Source organism: Nostoc sp. DSM 114160 (assembly GCF_053470305.1).
The window spans coordinates 415,359-432,507 of sequence record NZ_JBPFGO010000001.1; the positions used below are offsets into that span (position 1 = coordinate 415,359).

Genomic DNA, 17,149 nt, shown 5'->3' on the forward strand with positions numbered 1-17,149 from the left:
AAGTTTATTAGTCACTGTGCATTATTCTTCTACCGCAAGAATAAGAAAGCTGTTAACACTTTTAAAATAGTTGACATAAACTGCCTCAAGATTTGCTGATCCACAAAGACTCTCATCGCTAGTAGTACTTATGTCATTTTCTTCTATTGTGCGTGCCTTAGGCCGATCGCCGCTCACCACTGAATTTATTTCTAAGCTGAATCGACAACAAGAATTGCGGTTAAATGGCATTCCCAGGCTGCCCAAGACTCTAGTGGCTTCGGCATTAGCGCAGTCTCAGGGTAAAGATTTGTTTGTGGTTTGCGCCACCCTAGAAGAAGCTGGACGCGTTTACGCACAACTGGAAGCAATGGGATGGCAAACAGTACATTTTTACCCCACCTCCGAGGCTTCTCCCTACGAACCTTTTGACCCAGAAACTGAAATGAGTTGGGGGCAAATGCAGGTATTGGCAGATTTACTCAAAAATCAAGACTCATTAGTCACTTGTACTGAGCGTAGTCGAAGTATTAGTCAGTTGTCATTAGAAACAAACCAACAACAAATGACAAAGGACATAGACGCGCCAGCGGCTTCCCGCAGGGTAGGACAAAAAACAAATTTAGCGATTGTGGCTACTCAAGGGGCGCTGCAACCTCATTTACCTCCGCCAGAAGCTTTTGGACAATTCTGTCTTACCCTAAAAAAAGGTATGGAATTAGACCTGAATAGCTTCAGTGAGAAAATAACTATTTTGGGGTATGAAAGAGTTCCTTTGGTGGAAATGGAAGGGCAATGGAGTCGGCGGGGCGATATTGTTGATGTGTTCCCGGTTTCCTCAGAATTTCCAGTCAGGTTGGAATGGTTTGGTGATGAAATCGAGCAAATGCGGGAATTTGACCCAGCAACCCAACGTTCCGCCCTCGACAAAGTTGAGCAGTTAATTCTTACCCCCACTAGCTTTACTCCCATCGTGATGGCTGCACTGAAAAATAGTGCCCAGTTCCAAGTGCTGAGTGCTGAGTCAGAATTTAACTCAGCACCCAGCACTCAGCACTCATCGCTGATTGAAGGTAGCCGTCGTTTTTTGGGGTTAGCATTCGAGCAACCAGCATCTCTGCTAAACTACTTAGCAGAAAATACCTTGATTGCCATTGATGAGCCAGAACAGTGTCATGCTCATAGCGATCGCTGGGTAGAAAATGCCCAGGAACAATGGGGAATGCCGCATGGGGAAGAATCAACTCCCCTAACATTGCCGAAAATTCACCGTTCGTTTGATGAGTGTTTGGCTGATGTTGCCAGATTTAAGACATTATATTTGTCGGAACTGTCAGAGGAAAATGATGGGATCAATCTTGCCAGCCGTCCTGTTCCAGCCACGCCACACCAGTTTGCTAAACTAGCTGAAACCATCCGCCAAGAACGCGATCGCAATTTCTCGATCTGGCTGCTTTCTGCTCAACCTTCCCGTTCTGTCTCGCTGTTACAAGAACATGATTGTCCGGCTCAGTTTATCCCCAATCCCCGCGACTACCAAGCAATAGATAAGCTGCAAATCAACCATACTCCTATAGCCTTAAAATATTCTGGTTTGGCGGAATTAGAAGGTTTTATCCTGCCTACATACCGAATCGTAATCGTCACAGATCGGGAATTTTTTGGGCAGCATTCTTTGGCGACTCCCGGCTATATCCGCAAGCGCCACAAAGCTACTTCTAAGCAAGTCGATCCCAATAAGCTGCGTCCAGGCGATTATGTGGTTCACAGAAATCATGGTGTTGGTAAATTTGTCAAGCTGGAAAGTTTGACGATTAATAACGAAACCCGTGATTATTTGGTGGTGCAGTATGCTGATGGGTTACTCAGAGTCGCAGCCGATCAAGTAGGTGCTTTATCCCGGTTCCGCGCCGGAGGTGATAAAGCACCGGAACTCAACCGAATGACCGGTAAAGCTTGGGAAAACACCAAGAACAAAGTCCGCAAAGCGATTAAAAAATTGGCAGTGGACTTGTTGAAACTGTATGCAGCGCGATCGCAACAACAAGGTTTTAGCTTTCCAAGTGATATGCCTTGGCAGGAGGAATTGGAAGATTCTTTCCCCTACCAACCGACGACAGATCAGCTTAAAGCTGTACAAGATGTAAAACGCGACATGGAAAGCGATCGCCCAATGGATCGCTTAGTTTGTGGCGATGTCGGTTTTGGGAAGACGGAAGTGGCGATTCGTGCTATTTTCAAAGCAGTCACCGCCGGTAAACAAGTGGCACTCCTTGCGCCAACGACTATTTTAACACAGCAGCATTACCATACACTCAAAGAACGTTTTGCACCCTATCCCGTGAATGTCGGTTTGCTCAACCGTTTCCGTTCCGCCGAAGAACGCCGCGATATTCAAAAGCGATTGGCAACGGGTGAATTAGATGTAGTGGTTGGTACACATCAACTTTTAGGTAAAGGCGTATCATTCCGGGATTTAGGATTGTTGGTAGTGGATGAAGAACAACGCTTTGGGGTAAACCAGAAAGAGAAAATTAAAAGCTTGAAAACTCAGGTGGACGTGCTTACCCTCTCCGCCACTCCCATTCCTCGTACTTTGTATATGTCCTTGTCGGGGATTCGGGAAATGAGTTTGATTACCACACCACCCCCAACCAGACGGCCGATTAAAACCCATCTATCACCAATAAATTCTGAAAGTATCCGCACTGCAATTCGTCAAGAATTAGACAGAGGTGGACAGGTATTTTATGTAGTTCCACGTGTAGATGGAATTGAAGAGACAACAGCCAATTTACGAGAAGTAATACCGGGAGCTAGGTTTGCGATCGCTCACGGTCAAATGGATGAAAGCGAGTTAGAATCAACCATGCTCACCTTCAGCAATGGCGATGCAGATATCCTCGTTTGTACGACAATTATTGAATCTGGCTTAGATATTCCGCGAGTCAACACGATTTTGATTGAAGATGCTCACCGCTTTGGATTAGCACAGTTGTATCAATTACGCGGTCGTGTAGGACGTGCAGGTATCCAAGCTCATGCTTGGTTATTTTATCCGAAGCAACGAGCATTATCTGACGCAGCACGGCAACGATTACGAGCGATTCAGGAATTTACTCAGTTAGGTTCTGGATATCAGCTAGCGATGCGCGATATGGAAATCAGAGGCGTGGGTAACTTGCTAGGTGCAGAACAATCCGGTCAAATGGATGCCATCGGTTTTGATTTATACATGGAAATGCTTGAAGAAGCAATTCGGGAAATCCGAGGACAAGAAATACCGAAAGTGGAGGATACCCAGATTGACCTCAACCTGACAGCGTTTATTCCGGCGGATTATATCACCGATTTGGATCAAAAGATGAGTGCTTATCGAGCGGTGGCGACAGCTAAATCTAAATCAGAATTAAAACAGATTGCAGCTGAGTGGAGCGATCGCTATGGTACTTTACCAGTCTCAGCAAATCAACTTTTGCGAGTCATGGAACTCAAACAGCTAGCGAAAAAACTCGGATTTAGCCGGATTAAACCAGAAAACAAGCAGCACGTCGTTTTAGAAACGCCAATGGAAGAACCTGCTTGGAACTTGTTGGCGGCAAATTTACCAGACAATCTCAAGACGCGGTTTGTGTATTCTCCGGGGAAAGTGACGGTACGCGGATTAGGAGTTTTTAAAGCAGATCAACAATTGCAGAATCTAATTGATGCTTTCGGGAGAATGCAAGGTGCGATTCCAGAGGCGGCTGTTGTTTAAATGCTAGAAAAAGATTAGTCATCAATTGCTTGATAAGTTTTGCTCAAGTTTTTATCAATTAAGAACCAAACCTACAGGGAATAAGCAGAGTGAGTATTAATCTTGATTTGCCACCAGAGCTAGAAAACGAGCTTTTTACTGAAGCTTCTCGGTTAAATCTTCCTCTTTCTGAATACATTCTTCGGATTCTTTCTGTAAGACAGGTTTTAGCAAATCCTCCCAAGACAGGAGCCGAACTCGTTGCTTATTGGCAGAGCGAAGGTGTGATAAACTCACGACCTGATATTACAGATAGTCAAGCATACGCTCGCAAGTTACGCCATGAGGCCCAAACCCGTGAGCGAGAATAGGTAAAGTTGATGTATTTGCTAGATACCGACGTTTTAATTGATATCCAACGAGGTCATGCTCCTGCAATAAGTTGGTTTGCCAGTCTATCAGAGTTGCCCACTGTGCCCGGCTTTGTAGTCATGGAACTGATTCAGGATTCTCAAAACAAGCAGCAGTTGAGTAATGCTTTAAAACTGGTTGCGCCGCTACCTATAGTCTGGGCTACTGAGGCTGACTTGACTCGCGCTTTGTCTGACTTTACAACCTACCATTTATCTCACAGTTTAGGGTTGTTAGATGCGCTGATAGCTGCTTGTGCTGTTGGGCAAGGTGCAACACTTTGTACATTCAATGTTCATTACCATGTTGTTCCCGGTCTTCTCATGGCACAGCCCTACACACGTTAACCAGTAAACCAACACTGATACATTTTGAGTAAATTTTCAGGAAAGTGATGCTAACAGCAAGCTACTCAACGTCTATGTTGTATAGCTGTGGTTTGATTAGTTGCTTAAATAACAAATTTGTTTAACTAAATAAACTTTGATATACCTATTTTGTTTTTTATTTGTTATGCTTGTTTTGAAAACCAGTATATTTGTTTAGGGGCAAGCTTATGAGTTATGATACTGCCCGTCAACAACACATTAGTTGGTTAAACAAGCAAATAGAAGAGAAAATGTCTGCCCTGACTGAAACTGAAGTACGTGTATCTCAGCTACAAGCTGACATTGAGTATTTTAAGTTGATGTTAAACATACATGAGAAGGCTAATACCGATGCCCTAAATCAAGATACCTCTATAATGCTTAACTCTGATGAAAGTTATAACGGAGAGTCTAACCAAAGTCAAACAAACAACAATACATTTACCAACAATGCCAAATATGGGGTTAGAGATGATAACAAGCGTTCTCCGAAAGAAATGCTAGGGACTGAATTTGCAAACAAAACGTTAGCAGAGGTAGCTGAAATTGTTTTGAGTAGCCGTAATGAGGCTTTGACTGCTGATGAGATTGCACAAGCGATATTTATTACAGAGAATAATGATGAGTATGTGCGTGCTAGAAATTCTTTATCTACTGAATTGCGTCGAGGGGCTAGAGAAGGCAGATGGCAACAAATAGGACGTGGTTCTTTCGCTTCAACCCAAGCAGAATATTTGAGCGATAAAAATGTAGTTAGTCCACATTTTTCAACTAATGGAAACCGGACAAACAATTAAGGTTTAGCTACCCGTGTCAGAAATCAAAGTTAATAAAATACAAGGAGAATCCCCATGCGTCAACTTGCAGCACAACTTGGTGGCAGAGATAGCCTCTCAGATGACCTGCTGCGCCATGTAGATCCTGATGGTGCAGAGTACTTCACAGTCAAAGCCACTGGTCAATCTGGAATGTCTCACTCTGGATTAGCGAGATTTCTAGGAGTGCCACACCAAAGAGTCTCAAAATGGGTGAAAAGAGTCCGAGAAGCTAATCGTGCCGAAAATTCTTTACCAAAGTGCTTGAAGCCCTTTGCTGAATGGGATCTTGTTCTCACAGGATACTTTGATATCGAAGGGAGAAACATTCTTACAGATGGTTTTTGTGCAGCCATGATTGAGTATTATGCCTCATACTCAAAGCAAGTAAACAAAGAAAGCCAAGTCAAAGCTCAACAAACATTGGATTTGATCAAACATCTTGGGATGAGGCTTTTTATCCATAAAAAAACTGGATGGAAATCTAGCGATTGCTCTTCATGCCCAGTAGAAACTAACTTTGAGCTAGAATTTGAGGCGCATAGAGTGCGTCTAAGCGTTAGAGAGATTCTACGGCTTGAGGAATATCCTGAACTAAAATCCGCAATTGCAGAATACGGTCAAAAGCATCATTGTCTATGTCCAAAGCTTTTTTCCGATACTCATGATGCAATGAACAAGCTTTTGCAAGGTTTAAAGGCAAGAGAGATCCGAGAACAAAACAAATTATCTCAGAATGTATCGCTTCGAGACCACTATGATACTCGTCCGTTGATGGATTACTCAGCCATCAGCCGACTAACAGCTAATCAGATTCGTTATCAAGAGAAGTATCCAGTGGAAGCTGTTCGTATTGCTTTTGAGCTTTTACTCCCTAAACACATACCACAATCAGTACCTATAATTGAGAATGTGTACAGAGCAGATAAGCGACTTAGAAATGTAGGAAAGCAGAGAAGGCTTAAGGCAGGAGTTCAACTGTCTTTATTTACTGACGATCTTGGAATCAACCCTCAACTTTTATAACAATTAGTGCGATCGCCTTTGCCTAGATTCGGTTGACAGCACGAAGCTGAATATTTGCTTATACTCAAACCTAACTATTTCTGCGATGAAGAGCGATCGCAGAAACACCTGTTGTTTGAACCGTAGCAACATTAATTTGAGTAGCCATAGTTAAGAGCAAACAGTTATGGTTGTTAGCATATTCTCACAAACTAGCTCAATAAGTTTATGAAAATTAGAGCAATCATTCATCCAGCAGAAGAAGGCGGTTATTGGGCAGAAGTTCCCGCGCTTCCCGGTTGTATTACCGAAGGAGACACCATAGAAGAAGTGATGGCTAATTTAAAGGACGCTATTGAAGGTTGGCTTGAAGTTGCCAACAGTCGTAATGCAATTGAGTCAACAGATCGAGTTGTCGAAATTGCTGTATGAAATCGATTTCTGGCAAGCAACTTTGTAAGATTGTGGAACATAAAGGTTGGGTTTTGCAAAGAATTACTGGCACTCATTATATTTACAGCAAATTTGAGGTTCATGAGGTACAGTAGCAGCAATTAGTAAACCAATTTTTTAGATGCTTTGGATCAACTAGTTTCAGCGCAATTTTAATTAAACCATCAACGACAGATGCACTCTTGGGAGAAAATTGTTTCAGAAAAGCTTTTAATTGTGACCACCAATGTTCAATTGGATTGAATTCAGGAGAATAAGGAGATAGATAAAGAACACTTGCTCCCACTCCTTCAATCAAAAGCTTAATCTCTTCGACTTTATGAGCAGGTAGATTATCCATTACAACGACTGCACCAACCCATAATTGCGGAAGTAAAAAATGTTCTACAAAAACTTTATATGCATCTCCATCCATTGAGCCGTTTAAAGTCATCACGGCTAAAACCTTCTTTAAGCTAATTCCTCCGATTACACTTATTTTTGCTCCCCGGTAATATGGTTTAAAATTATACGTTCTAGTACCGCGCTCGCTTCTTTGATGAGTTCTAGTTAAGCCAAGTAAAACACCCATTTCATCTATAAATACAAGGTCTTCTGGGTCTACTTGCTTTACCTTCTCCCAATACTCTATTCTCAGTTTTTGGACTCTTTCTGTTTTTCCTTGGCTGCACTTTCACTTTTTTTTCGCGTTAATTTTTGTTTTTGTAATGCACAACACATCACACTTGCACACACCCAAACGTTGTATTTTTCTCCAAAATATTCGCAATATTCCAATAAAGTTGCGTCTGGGTAAATTTGAACCATTTCGGCTAATTCGCTCACGAAATCATCTAACCTACCCTTCATGGCTCCACCTTGCTTTTTAGGTTCTAGATGTCCTTGCACTCTATGAAGTTGGATTAGCTTTTGCACATAGCTTTTTGCTACACCAAATTGCACAGCAACCTTTCTTATTGAAGTACCACCCTTTTCGTAAGTATTTACTATTTTTTCTCGTAAATCGATTGAGTATGCTTTCATTTTAAGTCTTGATACACCAATATTATGTGTACCTCATTTACCTCGAAAGTGCTGTAATTTATAGTATGACTTTCGTAATGATTAACAGCTATGACTGAGCTACTTGAACAAGCGATCGCTAAACTAAAAAACTTGCCTGCCAATGAACAAGATGCGATCGCGGCGATAATTTTGGCAGAACTAGAAGATGAACGCTGTTGGGATGAAGCTTTTGCTCGTTCTCCAGATATGCTTGCCAAACTTGCAACCGAAGCAATGGCTGAATACCGTGCAGGAAAAACTCAAGAGTTAGATCCAGATACATTGTGAAGTCACGTATAACCGCTCAATTTCGTCAAGGGTTTGCCGATCTACCTGAGCAAGTTCAAGAGCAAACGCGTGAGGCATACCGCCTCTTCAAACAAGATCCGAGCCATCCCAGCTTGCGCTTCAAAAAAGTACATCCAGAACTACCAATTTATTCAGCACGGATTAGCAAAAATTATCGAGCGGTTGGCCAGTTAGATGGAGATACTGTTATTTGGTTTTGGCTTGGTTCACACGCAGAGTATAACAAGTTGCTTTCTCAGTTGTAGCGACACAGTGCGATCGTGTACAGCAAATAGTTGAACTATTAAATTTAGAAGAGTGGATTGATGAAGACACTGAACCAGAAGAACCAGCACATTGAGAAGCCATCCTTAGAATATTATTTAAATCTTCAGTACCCTGTAACACTTTACCCTGACCCAGAGAATGGATATGTAGCTCAAATTAAAGATTTACCTGGATGTTTTACCCAAGGAGAAACTCTTGAAGAAACAATGGCAAATCTCAATGAGGCGCGGGAATTGTGGATTGAGACAGCTTATGAAGCCAATGATAATATTCCCTTACCAAGTAGTAACGATAGCTATAGCGGTAAATTACTAGTACGGATGCCGAAATCTTTACATCGGCGTTTAGCTGAGACTTCTGAACGGGAAGGCGTTAGTCTCAACCAGTATATTGTGTCTTTGCTGAGTTCGGTAACATAATTAACAGCAAAGCACTCTTAGTAAAGTTCCATATTATTTATAAATAATCAAAAAATACTTCAGGTACTAATCTTAATTCTCCAGATTTAAAGCGAGAGATATCTATCCATAAGGCTCTATGTTTATGATGTGGTGATTCGGAAAAAACTAAACTTTCTAGTTGATAAAATTTTGAATCAGCAAAGTCACATTGATAAAGCTGAATAATTTCATGGCCTTGCCTACCATTAAATGTAAACAGGTTCTCTATACAACCTAAATATTTAATATTGGTTAATTCTGCCTGAATTTCCTCTTGAAATTCGCGTTTTAAGGCGGCGTGGCTGGTTTCGCCAAAATCGACACCACCGCCTAAAGCTCGATAAAATGTTTCTTGTTTTACGGGGTCGTAGCCTTCAGAAAGAAATATGCGATCGCCATTCCGAATTAACCCCAAGGCTATTACCCGAATTTCACCTGCTTTATTCATTTTGGTAACTAATTATCATAAATAGACTGAGGACGACTTTCGCTATCCTCAATAGGCCAATCTGGATTTTCGCCACCGATGTACAATTCTTCAATGGTCACATATTCCTGACTTAGCTGGGTGAGAGCGTTGATTAAAATATCCAATGCGATCGCATCACTGGTTCCTAAGTCAAACCAACAACGCCCCCACTGACCCTCATATTCCAACTCACCCATGTTGTGCATCAGTGCTAGCAAGCTTTTGTCATACCCTTGTGCATCATAATTCATGTAGCTGATATCGAGTCCAGTATCCTGCACTTGGAGGTTTTCTGCATTAAATGCACCCAATTTACCTAAATAAAACCAGGAATTGAAGACTTCTTCTACATATTGCTTTTCACGCGCAGAAGGATTTGTGCTGAATTTCAGCCAAATCCACATATCAAAAGGATTAATTTCGCGGAACTGAATCTCCATTTTGGTCTAATATCTCAAGTACTCTTCTGCGAATAAGCATATCAAAGTAGGGAGTGGGCTTGCCGTGAGCGTAGCCGAACGGGAGTAGAGAATGGGGGTTAAGGATTCTTCAAGCTAACAGCACTTCTGCGTTCGCGCTCAATTTGTTTGACTAAATCGCCTGGGAGTTGGGATTTTTTAGTCAATGCTTTGTCAAAATTAGCGATCGCTTCCTGGATCATCTGCTGGCTTTTTTCTCTTTGCCCCAGTCGCTTCAGTATTTGGGCTTTAAGATAATAAATTTCTGGATTATCAAATGTGGTTTTAATCGCCCGGTTGACATACTCTAGCGCCTGTGGATACCGTTTTAAATCGCGGTAAGCAAGAGCAATACCCCGATCCACTAGATATTGAGGAGCAGCATTTTGTTCTAAGCGTCCAATTGCCTGATCTGGGCTAGCAAAAGGCAAATTAACTGCTAACAATAAATCCATATAACCCTTGATTAAATTCAGTTCTGGATCGTTGGCAGAAATTGCTTCGGCTTTGTCTAAATATTCATAAACTTGCCGCAACCGACTAAAGGCTTGCGGCACACCGTTGACTGTACCCTCACGGGTGATAATTGTTGCACCTTCTAAAAAATGACCAACAGCAGTGTATAAATTACCACGCAATGGATCGCTAGAAATCAGTTTTTGTCCAGTTTCTAGAGTTTTTTGGCTGTAAGTATCTAGTTTAGCCCAATCCTTATTTCCGTATGCTAAAGATGCGCTCATGGCATAAGCTAGAGGTTCATTTGGCTCTTTGGATAGTGCTTGTTCCAGATAACGCTGTGCTGCTGGATAGTTGCCCTGTTGGAAAATTGCTTTAAAAGCTGCTTCTGTTTGGTCGCCAATTTGATGAGGTTCGCGATCGCGAAATGGATCGCCAGCCAGCGAGGGATTTACCCAGACATTAAGTGCGAAAGCAACTGCAAAAGCAGTCTGAGCAAAGGTAGTGAGTTTAGCAGACACTACTAATTCAGCCCAAGAAAACCTTTTAGTCATTGTAACCCTCAGAATAATTGCGGTTGAAATAGTTGTATGTGTTACTTAGAATGCAAAAATGGTTAATTTCAACTTGCCTTTGCTTCAACCAAAATTTTCTTATATATTATCTTTCTATGTTTCTAGGCTTGCTCTAGCCATTATTTCAGGCTTAGTCTGCCACAATGGAGAAAAAGTGGATAATTCTTGCTGCTAAATTAAGCTGTTAATTCAGGTAATACGCTGTAAATTTTTCTAGAATTTTCCAGACACTCTCAGTGTAGCTAATCAGTAATTTGCTGACTTTTTGGTAATCTTAACAAATGCTTTATCTCCGAAATGTAAATTATCATCCCACAGCGTGCCCAACAGCGATTCTCAAATCGATCAATTTAGAATTAGCACCCCAGCAGCTAGGGTCTGATTATTGGCCCGAGTGGTTCCGGTAAAAGTACCTTACTAGAAATTTTGTCGGGACTAGCCGAACCCACTACTGGCGCTCTCTTCTGGCGGGAACAAGAACTTCTAGCCGAACAGCTACAACAATTAGCCGGGTTAGTATTTCAGTTTCCAGAGCGGCACTTTTGCGGTGGTTCGATTTTAGAAGAATTGCGTTTAGGACATCCTGAGTTAGGGTCAGAAAGAGTCAGACAGGCGCTAAGTGAAGTGGGATTAGAGCATTTATCGCTTTCTGCTGCCCCTTATGCTTTGAGTGGTGGTCAGCAACGACGTTTAGCTTTGGCAGTCCAATTAATTCGCCAGCCAAATTTACTGTTATTGGATGAACCAACAGCTGGTTTAGATTGGTCAATGCGTCGGCAATTGATAAATTTATTAGCAAAACTCAAACAAGATTGGACATTGTTAATTGTGACACACGATGCTGGGGATCTGTTAGCGATCGCAGACCGTTGCTGGACACTCAACCACGGCGAACTAGAATCAGTAGATCCAAAGTCACTAGAATCCAAAGTTAAAGAACCTCTACCAACTGTGTGAGAAAAGAGCAGGGGGACAAGGGGCAGGGGGCAGGGGGCAGGGAGCAGGGGGGCAGGGGAGAATAACTAATGACAAATGACAAATGACAAACTTATTGCCTGAGATGGCAGAAATCTGGCAGAAAACTCTCAATTGGCAACCAACTCTTCAACAACAAGCGCAATTTCAAAAGCTTTATGAGTTAATCCTAGAAGGTAATCGCCAACAAAATTTAACTCGGATCGTTGAACCTCAAGAGTTTTGGGAAAAACATCTCTGGGATTCTCTGCGAGGAATTGCACCTCTGTTATCAGCAAATTTCTCCCCTGCTTCCCCTACTATCATCGATATTGGTACAGGTGCAGGTTTTCCAGGTATTCCAGTGACAATTACAGTACCTAATTGCACAATTACTCTTCTCGATTCCACTCGGAAAAAAATTACTTTTCTCGACAATATATTAACTGAACTTGCCCTTACCAATGCCAAAACTCTTGTTGGTAGGGCTGAAGAAATCGGTCAGCACCGCCAGCATCGACTAGCTTATGATATTGCATTGATCCGTGCTGTAGGGGCAGCGTCTGTCTGTGCAGAATATACCCTACCACTGCTCAAACAGGGAGGTTTAGCTATAATTTATCGCGGTAATTGGACTGAGGATGAAACAGCTGCTTTAAAGAATGCTGTGAACCAGTTGGGTGGCGTGATTGAATCAATCGAACAATTTACGACACCTCTGAGTCACAGCATCCGCCACTGTGTGTATTTGCGTAAGGTAGCTACCACTCCAGCTAATTTTCCTCGTGCTGTAGGTGTACCGACTCAAAAGCCTCTTTGAGGGGTAAGTGTGGGAAAAAGGACAAAGTATTAGCCCTAATTCCCAAAAATATACCAAGTGCCATTACTCGGTCGCCAAACTGCGAAGTCATTCCTAATAGAGAAATCATAATTGCCAGGGGTAGGAATATCACCACCGACGCCCCATTGTCTAGTAACTGCTACACCTGTTGAACTGTTAATCACATACCAAGTTCCATCACTTGGTCGCCAGACTGCAAAATCAGTTCTACCATCATTATCGTATTTGCCAGGGGCGGGAACATCGCCACCGACGCCCCATTGTCTAGTAACTGCTACACCTGTTGAACTGTTAATCACATACCAAGTGCCATTACTCGGTCGCCAGACTGCATAATCAGTTTTACCATCATTATCATAATCGCCGGGAACAGGAATATCGCCACCGACGCCCCATTGTCTAGTAACTGCTACACCTGTTGAACTGTTAATCACATACCAAGTGCCATTACTTGGTCGCCAGACTGCATAATCAGTTTTACCATCATTATCGTATCTCCCAGGTGCAGGAACATCACCAGCGACGCCCCATTGTCTAGTAACTGCTACACCTGTTGAACTGTTAATCACATACCAAGTTCCATCACTTGGTCGCCAGACTGCATAATCAGTTTTGCGATCGCTATCATAATCGCCGGGAACAGGAATATCGCCACCGACGCCCCATTGTCTAGTAACTGCTACACCTGTTGAACTGTTAATCACATACCAAGTGCCATTACTCGGTCGCCAGACTGCATAATCAGTTCTACCATCATTATCATAATCGCCAGGAACGGGAATATCGCCACCTACACCCCATTGTCTAGTCACTTCAGCTTGTGCTTTAAAATTTAAAATTCCAAGAAGTAATGGAACAGTTAAAGCAACCGTAAATAATTTGCAACCAATCTTCATAAGAACATCCTCCTTATAATCAAATTCAAATTCAAATTCGACATTTAAAGAAAGGTTCTAAATTTCATGTACTGTGATGATGAAATTTGAAATTGCAATCTTATATAAATTTTGTCAACATCAGTAGTTTAGCACTATAAAAGTAAGATTAGTTACAAGATTTATTGAGATATATTCTTATTTTTAACGGAAAATCAAGCTATATTAAATCTCAAAAAAGAAAAAAAATACCTGCAATAATTGAAGAATAATTATTAAAGCAAATTATTTTCAAAAGATGAATAATAATTAGATTATTACATCAGAAAACTGGCAACAGAATATTGTTTCTGTCGCCAATTTTTAAGCGCCTATAACTCTAAATTTTTGTCTGGTTTCAGGCAAATTTACTTGCTGCTGCAAACCGCTTGTTAATCTCATCCCAATTAACCACGTTCCACCAAGCATCTAAATAATCAGCGCGGCGATTCTGGTAATTGAGATAATATGCATGTTCCCATACATCATTACCCAGGATGGGATATTTACCTGCACTTAAGGGAGTATCTTGGTTAGCTGTAGTTGTCACTTCCAACTTGCCACCCTTGTTACGTACTAGCCAAACCCAACCACTACCAAAACGACCAGCGCCAGCTTCATTAAACTGTTTTTTGAAAGCTGCAAAAGAGCCAAAATTTTGATTAATTGCGGAGGCGATATTTCCTGTTGGTTCTCCCCCACCTTTTGGCTTCATAATTTGCCAGAACATTGAGTGGTTCACATGACCACCGCCATTATTACGTACTGTTTTGCGAATATCTTGTGGTACATTGTCAAGTTTTTGCAACAGTTCTTCAACTGTTTTACCTTTGAGTTCTGGATGTTTTTCTAAGGCTGCATTCAGGTTTTTCACATAAGTTGCGTGATGTTTATCGTGGTGAAATTGCATCGTTTTGGTATCGATGTGTGGTTCCAGTGCTTCGTAGGCATAAGGTAAAGGCGGTAATTGGATAGCCCCTGTTGTATTTGCTGTTATATTGGGTGTTGTATTTGCGGTTGTATTTGGTGTTGCAGTATTTCCATCAGGAGATTTCTCTGCCAATGCACAAGCGTCTAATGCAAAAACACCGGCACCTGATGTCAGTAAAAACAAGAAATGGCGTCGATTAATAGTCATATAAGTTTTTGCAGCTAATCCATGAAGTATCTATTGCAGTTTTTATTTTCTTAGATTCTGGCTACAAAAAATTAGAATTTAGCGATTATTTCTGGCAGTTTAAGAAACTCTTTATAAGATTCTGTCCCCAGTTTTGGGATCGAATACAAATAACTGATTTAAATCCAGCTGTAGAGAAAGGCGATCGCTTCGACGAAAACGCACATCAGAGCCTACTTGAATATTCAGCATCACCGCCGAACCGGGTAAACCAGCACGAATCAAAGTTTCTCTTCCCAAAGGTTCTACAACTTTAACTTCAACCGATAATAATCCTGAGTTTTGAGTACTGTTAGCGGTAACTGGGCGTTCAGCCCGTTCTGAATTAGTGTTTATTTTTATATGCTCTGGACGAATCCCCAAATCATAACTATGTCCTTGACGCAACTGTAATTTTCCTTTCACAACTTCTGAGATTGCTAATAACTGTCCGCTCACATCAAAACCGTTATTTTCATAGATTGCAGGCAAAATATTCATTGGCGGACTGCCCAAAAAACTTGCCACCATCTGATTAGCAGGATTTGCATAAATAGTTTGAGGATCGCCAATTTGTTGAATCCGTCCGCGATTTAGCACGACAATTCGATCGGCCAAAGTCATGGCTTCAACTTGATCGTGAGTGACGTAAATTGTTGTAATGCCTAACTCTTGATGTAGCTGTTTCAATTCTGCCCTGGTATCATCGCGCAGTTGGGCATCTAAATTAGATAAAGGTTCATCAAGTAAAAAGACTTGGGGTTCGCGAGCGATCGCTCTCCCTAATGCTACCCTTTGTTGCTGCCCCCCAGAAAGTTGTTTCGGCTTACGATCCAGCAAATGATCCAGAGAAAGCGATCGCGCCACATTCATCACTCGTTCTTGAATAATTTTTCGGTCAACTTTCCGCATTTGCAAGCCAAAAGCGATGTTTTGGGCCACACTCATGTGAGGATAGAGAGCGTAGTTTTGGAACACCATCGCCACATCCCGTTGTCTGGCTGGAATATTATTTACCAAGCGATCGCCAATGTAGAGTTTGCCAGATGTAGCGGTTTCTAAACCTGCGATCGTTCGCAAAATTGTAGACTTACCACAACCAGATGGCCCAACTAAAACCCAAAACTCGCCATCAGGAATTTCAAAAGTAATGTCCTCAATCGCAGTGACATTATTGAATCTACGTTTAATATCTTCTAGACGAACATTTGCCATTATCTAATTTAAGATTGTGGATTTGGAATTAGTGGAAAACTTCCCAACTCTATTATTCCAGCAAACCTATAAACTCTTCCCTTGTAAGTTCAATATCGCGTAGTATTTTGCGTAGTAATCCTTTACCTATTGTTTTACCAGCATGAATAGGAATAGTTACTAACCGCCCATCCTCATGTTGCATTTTACATGAGATACTTTTTGACGTACCGCCTGAAAACCTATTTTTTCAAGGGCGTTAATAACTGTTTTACCTGTTAAAACTGGTAATTTTGGCATTAAATTACTACCTTTTGAATACCTATAAATTCTGGTATTTCTTCATCACTTTTTGTTTCTAAGCAAAGTTCAATTACTTCTTTCATATTAGCCATCAACTCATCAATTGTTTCTCCCTGACTGTAACAGGCTTTTAGCTGAGGAACTTCTCCAACATAGTAACCATCTTCATCTCGTTCAATGATGACGTAGAATTCTCGGTTGGTGGGATCGATCATAATCTGTTTGTCCGTAGGCTCAAAATCATTTTTCTGGATTCTTCAACCAAGCTGGGTGAGAAAGTAAAGAAGCAAATACTCGTACTCCCCGGAGTTGATTAGAGAGGGGTAAGTGACCTTTAGGCGCACTCAAATCCCAGGTAAACCCGTTAGGATATCGCGTCCAGTTATTACCTGCTTTCCAGCCAATTTTCGGCCAGAAATTTTCCCAATTTTTACCCAAACTTAACCAAATTTCTCGCTGCACTGAAAAGCCAAATTTACCTTCCGAGTAGACTAACCAGAGGTTGTTAATGGTTTGCAAGTCAACAGCCGAAATATTTTCTACCTCAGTAAAGTACAACCATTTTCGTTGTACAGCCGTAGGCCCTGACAGTTCGCACATTTTTTCGATGGTGAGGCGATCGGCTGCTTGGAAGTCTTGAACAGCTAGTAGCTGTTGCAAAGAATTGTAGTTAATCCCCAACTCTGATTTTAGAGGTACAATTCCTTCAGGAAAACAGGAGCGCAAAAATTCTTGGGCTTGAGGTGCATCAGAACTGTAAAGGACTTGGTAAGCTTTGCCATCAATCCAAGTAGCTGGGTTCTCACGTCGTTTCAGTAAAAATTCCATCAACACGTCTAATCCCTCATTACCTAACTCGGCTAACTGTGGGATTATCTGCTGTTGGACTTTTTCAGACCCAGCCATTAACGGTTGTCGGAGGGAGTCGATGTCATTTGCAGGGCCTGATAAAATCATTGGGTCTGTCATGCCATTCTTGTGTTAACGGTCAGTGAAAGAGCG

22 protein-coding genes and 1 pseudogene are annotated in these 17,149 nt (G+C 41.7%); 11 read left to right on the forward strand and 12 right to left on the reverse strand.

The window, feature by feature from the left end; translation table 11 throughout:
* The first annotated feature begins 130 nt into the window (after positions 1 to 130).
* The 5 genes from mfd to NSTCB13_RS01955 all read left to right on the forward strand — a co-directional run bounded on the left by mfd (position 131) and on the right by NSTCB13_RS01955 (position 6,335).
* Positions 131 to 3,736, forward strand: coding sequence for a transcription-repair coupling factor (gene mfd / locus NSTCB13_RS01935; RefSeq protein WP_448271208.1), 3,606 nt, complete (start codon positions 131 to 133; stop codon positions 3,734 to 3,736).
* An 89-nt stretch (positions 3,737 to 3,825) separates the two neighbouring features.
* The gene (locus NSTCB13_RS01940) at positions 3,826 to 4,086 is read left to right on the forward strand and encodes a hypothetical protein (RefSeq protein ID WP_152589996.1); all 261 of its coding nucleotides are present in this window, start codon (positions 3,826 to 3,828) and stop codon (positions 4,084 to 4,086) included.
* A gap of 9 nt (positions 4,087 to 4,095) precedes the next feature.
* Entirely contained in the window at positions 4,096 to 4,473 is a 378-nt protein-coding gene (locus NSTCB13_RS01945) for a PIN domain-containing protein (protein ID WP_448271209.1), read from the forward strand.
* Positions 4,474 to 4,682: 209 nt separating this feature from the next.
* The gene (locus NSTCB13_RS01950; RefSeq protein WP_448271210.1) at positions 4,683 to 5,291 is read left to right on the forward strand and encodes a hypothetical protein; all 609 of its coding nucleotides are present in this window, start codon (positions 4,683 to 4,685) and stop codon (positions 5,289 to 5,291) included.
* 54 nt (positions 5,292 to 5,345) lie between these two features.
* On the forward strand, positions 5,346 to 6,335 hold the full coding sequence (locus tag NSTCB13_RS01955) for a hypothetical protein (RefSeq protein WP_448271211.1): 990 nt from the start codon (positions 5,346 to 5,348) through the stop codon (positions 6,333 to 6,335).
* 3 nt (positions 6,336 to 6,338) lie between these two features.
* Here the strand turns inward: NSTCB13_RS01955 and NSTCB13_RS01960 are convergent, their stop codons facing one another.
* A complete protein-coding gene (locus tag NSTCB13_RS01960; protein ID WP_448271212.1) occupies positions 6,339 to 6,467 on the reverse strand; it encodes a hypothetical protein in 129 nt (42 codons plus the stop codon).
* Positions 6,468 to 6,542: 75 nt separating this feature from the next.
* Here NSTCB13_RS01960 and NSTCB13_RS01965 point away from each other — a divergent pair, with 75 nt between their 5' ends.
* Complete coding sequence (locus NSTCB13_RS01965; protein ID WP_334771395.1) at positions 6,543 to 6,746, forward strand: type II toxin-antitoxin system HicB family antitoxin; 204 nt, start codon at positions 6,543 to 6,545, stop codon at positions 6,744 to 6,746.
* Between the two features lie 100 nt (positions 6,747 to 6,846).
* Here the strand turns inward: NSTCB13_RS01965 and NSTCB13_RS01970 are convergent, their stop codons facing one another.
* A complete protein-coding gene (locus tag NSTCB13_RS01970) occupies positions 6,847 to 7,404 on the reverse strand; it encodes a transposase (RefSeq protein WP_445632213.1) in 558 nt (185 codons plus the stop codon).
* Positions 7,401 to 7,790 carry a helix-turn-helix domain-containing protein gene (locus NSTCB13_RS01975; RefSeq protein WP_445628212.1) on the reverse strand — a complete coding sequence of 130 codons (390 nt, stop codon included), beginning with the start codon at positions 7,788 to 7,790 and terminating at the stop codon, positions 7,401 to 7,403. The genes NSTCB13_RS01970 and NSTCB13_RS01975 overlap by 4 nt, the downstream gene beginning before the upstream one ends.
* A gap of 90 nt (positions 7,791 to 7,880) precedes the next feature.
* Between NSTCB13_RS01975 and NSTCB13_RS01980 the strand changes: the two genes are divergently transcribed.
* From NSTCB13_RS01980 to NSTCB13_RS01990, 3 genes are read left to right on the forward strand one after another with little or no spacing between them, the layout of a single operon-like run.
* Positions 7,881 to 8,099: a hypothetical protein gene (locus NSTCB13_RS01980; RefSeq protein WP_445629872.1), complete on the forward strand. Its 219-nt coding sequence runs from the start codon at positions 7,881 to 7,883 to the stop codon at positions 8,097 to 8,099.
* A complete protein-coding gene (locus tag NSTCB13_RS01985) occupies positions 8,096 to 8,365 on the forward strand; it encodes a ParE family toxin-like protein (protein WP_292817369.1) in 270 nt (89 codons plus the stop codon). The genes NSTCB13_RS01980 and NSTCB13_RS01985 overlap by 4 nt, the downstream gene beginning before the upstream one ends.
* A gap of 60 nt (positions 8,366 to 8,425) precedes the next feature.
* Positions 8,426 to 8,806, forward strand: a complete 381-nt coding sequence (locus NSTCB13_RS01990; RefSeq protein ID WP_448271213.1) for a type II toxin-antitoxin system HicB family antitoxin — start codon at positions 8,426 to 8,428, stop codon at positions 8,804 to 8,806.
* Positions 8,807 to 8,843: 37 nt separating this feature from the next.
* Here NSTCB13_RS01990 and NSTCB13_RS01995 read toward each other — a convergent pair whose 3' ends face one another.
* From NSTCB13_RS01995 to NSTCB13_RS02005, 3 genes are all read right to left on the reverse strand, one after another.
* The gene (locus tag NSTCB13_RS01995) at positions 8,844 to 9,275 is read right to left on the reverse strand and encodes an NUDIX hydrolase (protein WP_448271214.1); all 432 of its coding nucleotides are present in this window, start codon (positions 9,273 to 9,275) and stop codon (positions 8,844 to 8,846) included.
* Positions 9,276 to 9,283: 8 nt separating this feature from the next.
* Complete coding sequence (locus NSTCB13_RS02000; RefSeq protein ID WP_448271215.1) at positions 9,284 to 9,736, reverse strand: DUF3531 family protein; 453 nt, start codon at positions 9,734 to 9,736, stop codon at positions 9,284 to 9,286.
* Between the two features lie 98 nt (positions 9,737 to 9,834).
* Positions 9,835 to 10,764 carry a Sll0314/Alr1548 family TPR repeat-containing protein gene (locus tag NSTCB13_RS02005; protein ID WP_448271216.1) on the reverse strand — a complete coding sequence of 310 codons (930 nt, stop codon included), beginning with the start codon at positions 10,762 to 10,764 and terminating at the stop codon, positions 9,835 to 9,837.
* 302 nt (positions 10,765 to 11,066) lie between these two features.
* On the opposite strand from NSTCB13_RS02005, the pseudogene NSTCB13_RS02010 reads away from it, so the two are divergent.
* Positions 11,067 to 11,742, forward strand: a pseudogene (locus tag NSTCB13_RS02010) (ABC transporter ATP-binding protein).
* Positions 11,743 to 11,824: 82 nt separating this feature from the next.
* Positions 11,825 to 12,559, forward strand: a complete 735-nt coding sequence (rsmG, locus tag NSTCB13_RS02015) for a 16S rRNA (guanine(527)-N(7))-methyltransferase RsmG (RefSeq protein WP_448271217.1) — start codon at positions 11,825 to 11,827, stop codon at positions 12,557 to 12,559.
* Positions 12,560 to 12,594: 35 nt separating this feature from the next.
* On the opposite strand, the gene NSTCB13_RS02020 is transcribed toward rsmG, so the two are convergent.
* From NSTCB13_RS02020 to NSTCB13_RS02045, 6 genes are all read right to left on the reverse strand, one after another.
* Positions 12,595 to 13,476 (reverse strand): FG-GAP-like repeat-containing protein, encoded by an 882-nt coding sequence (locus tag NSTCB13_RS02020; RefSeq protein WP_445629866.1) that lies wholly within the window; start codon positions 13,474 to 13,476, stop codon positions 12,595 to 12,597.
* Positions 13,477 to 13,852: 376 nt separating this feature from the next.
* Positions 13,853 to 14,632: a superoxide dismutase gene (locus NSTCB13_RS02025; protein ID WP_445629865.1), complete on the reverse strand. Its 780-nt coding sequence runs from the start codon at positions 14,630 to 14,632 to the stop codon at positions 13,853 to 13,855.
* Positions 14,633 to 14,743: 111 nt separating this feature from the next.
* Positions 14,744 to 15,865 (reverse strand): ABC transporter ATP-binding protein, encoded by a 1,122-nt coding sequence (locus NSTCB13_RS02030; protein WP_448271218.1) that lies wholly within the window; start codon positions 15,863 to 15,865, stop codon positions 14,744 to 14,746.
* Between the two features lie 52 nt (positions 15,866 to 15,917).
* Entirely contained in the window at positions 15,918 to 16,049 is a 132-nt protein-coding gene (locus tag NSTCB13_RS02035; RefSeq protein ID WP_448268510.1) for a type II toxin-antitoxin system HicA family toxin, read from the reverse strand.
* Positions 16,050 to 16,143: 94 nt separating this feature from the next.
* Complete coding sequence (locus tag NSTCB13_RS02040; protein ID WP_445629863.1) at positions 16,144 to 16,362, reverse strand: type II toxin-antitoxin system HicB family antitoxin; 219 nt, start codon at positions 16,360 to 16,362, stop codon at positions 16,144 to 16,146.
* Positions 16,363 to 16,387: 25 nt separating this feature from the next.
* The gene (locus NSTCB13_RS02045; RefSeq protein ID WP_445629862.1) at positions 16,388 to 17,116 is read right to left on the reverse strand and encodes a GUN4 N-terminal ARM-like repeat domain-containing protein; all 729 of its coding nucleotides are present in this window, start codon (positions 17,114 to 17,116) and stop codon (positions 16,388 to 16,390) included.
* Positions 17,117 to 17,149 lie beyond the last annotated feature (33 nt).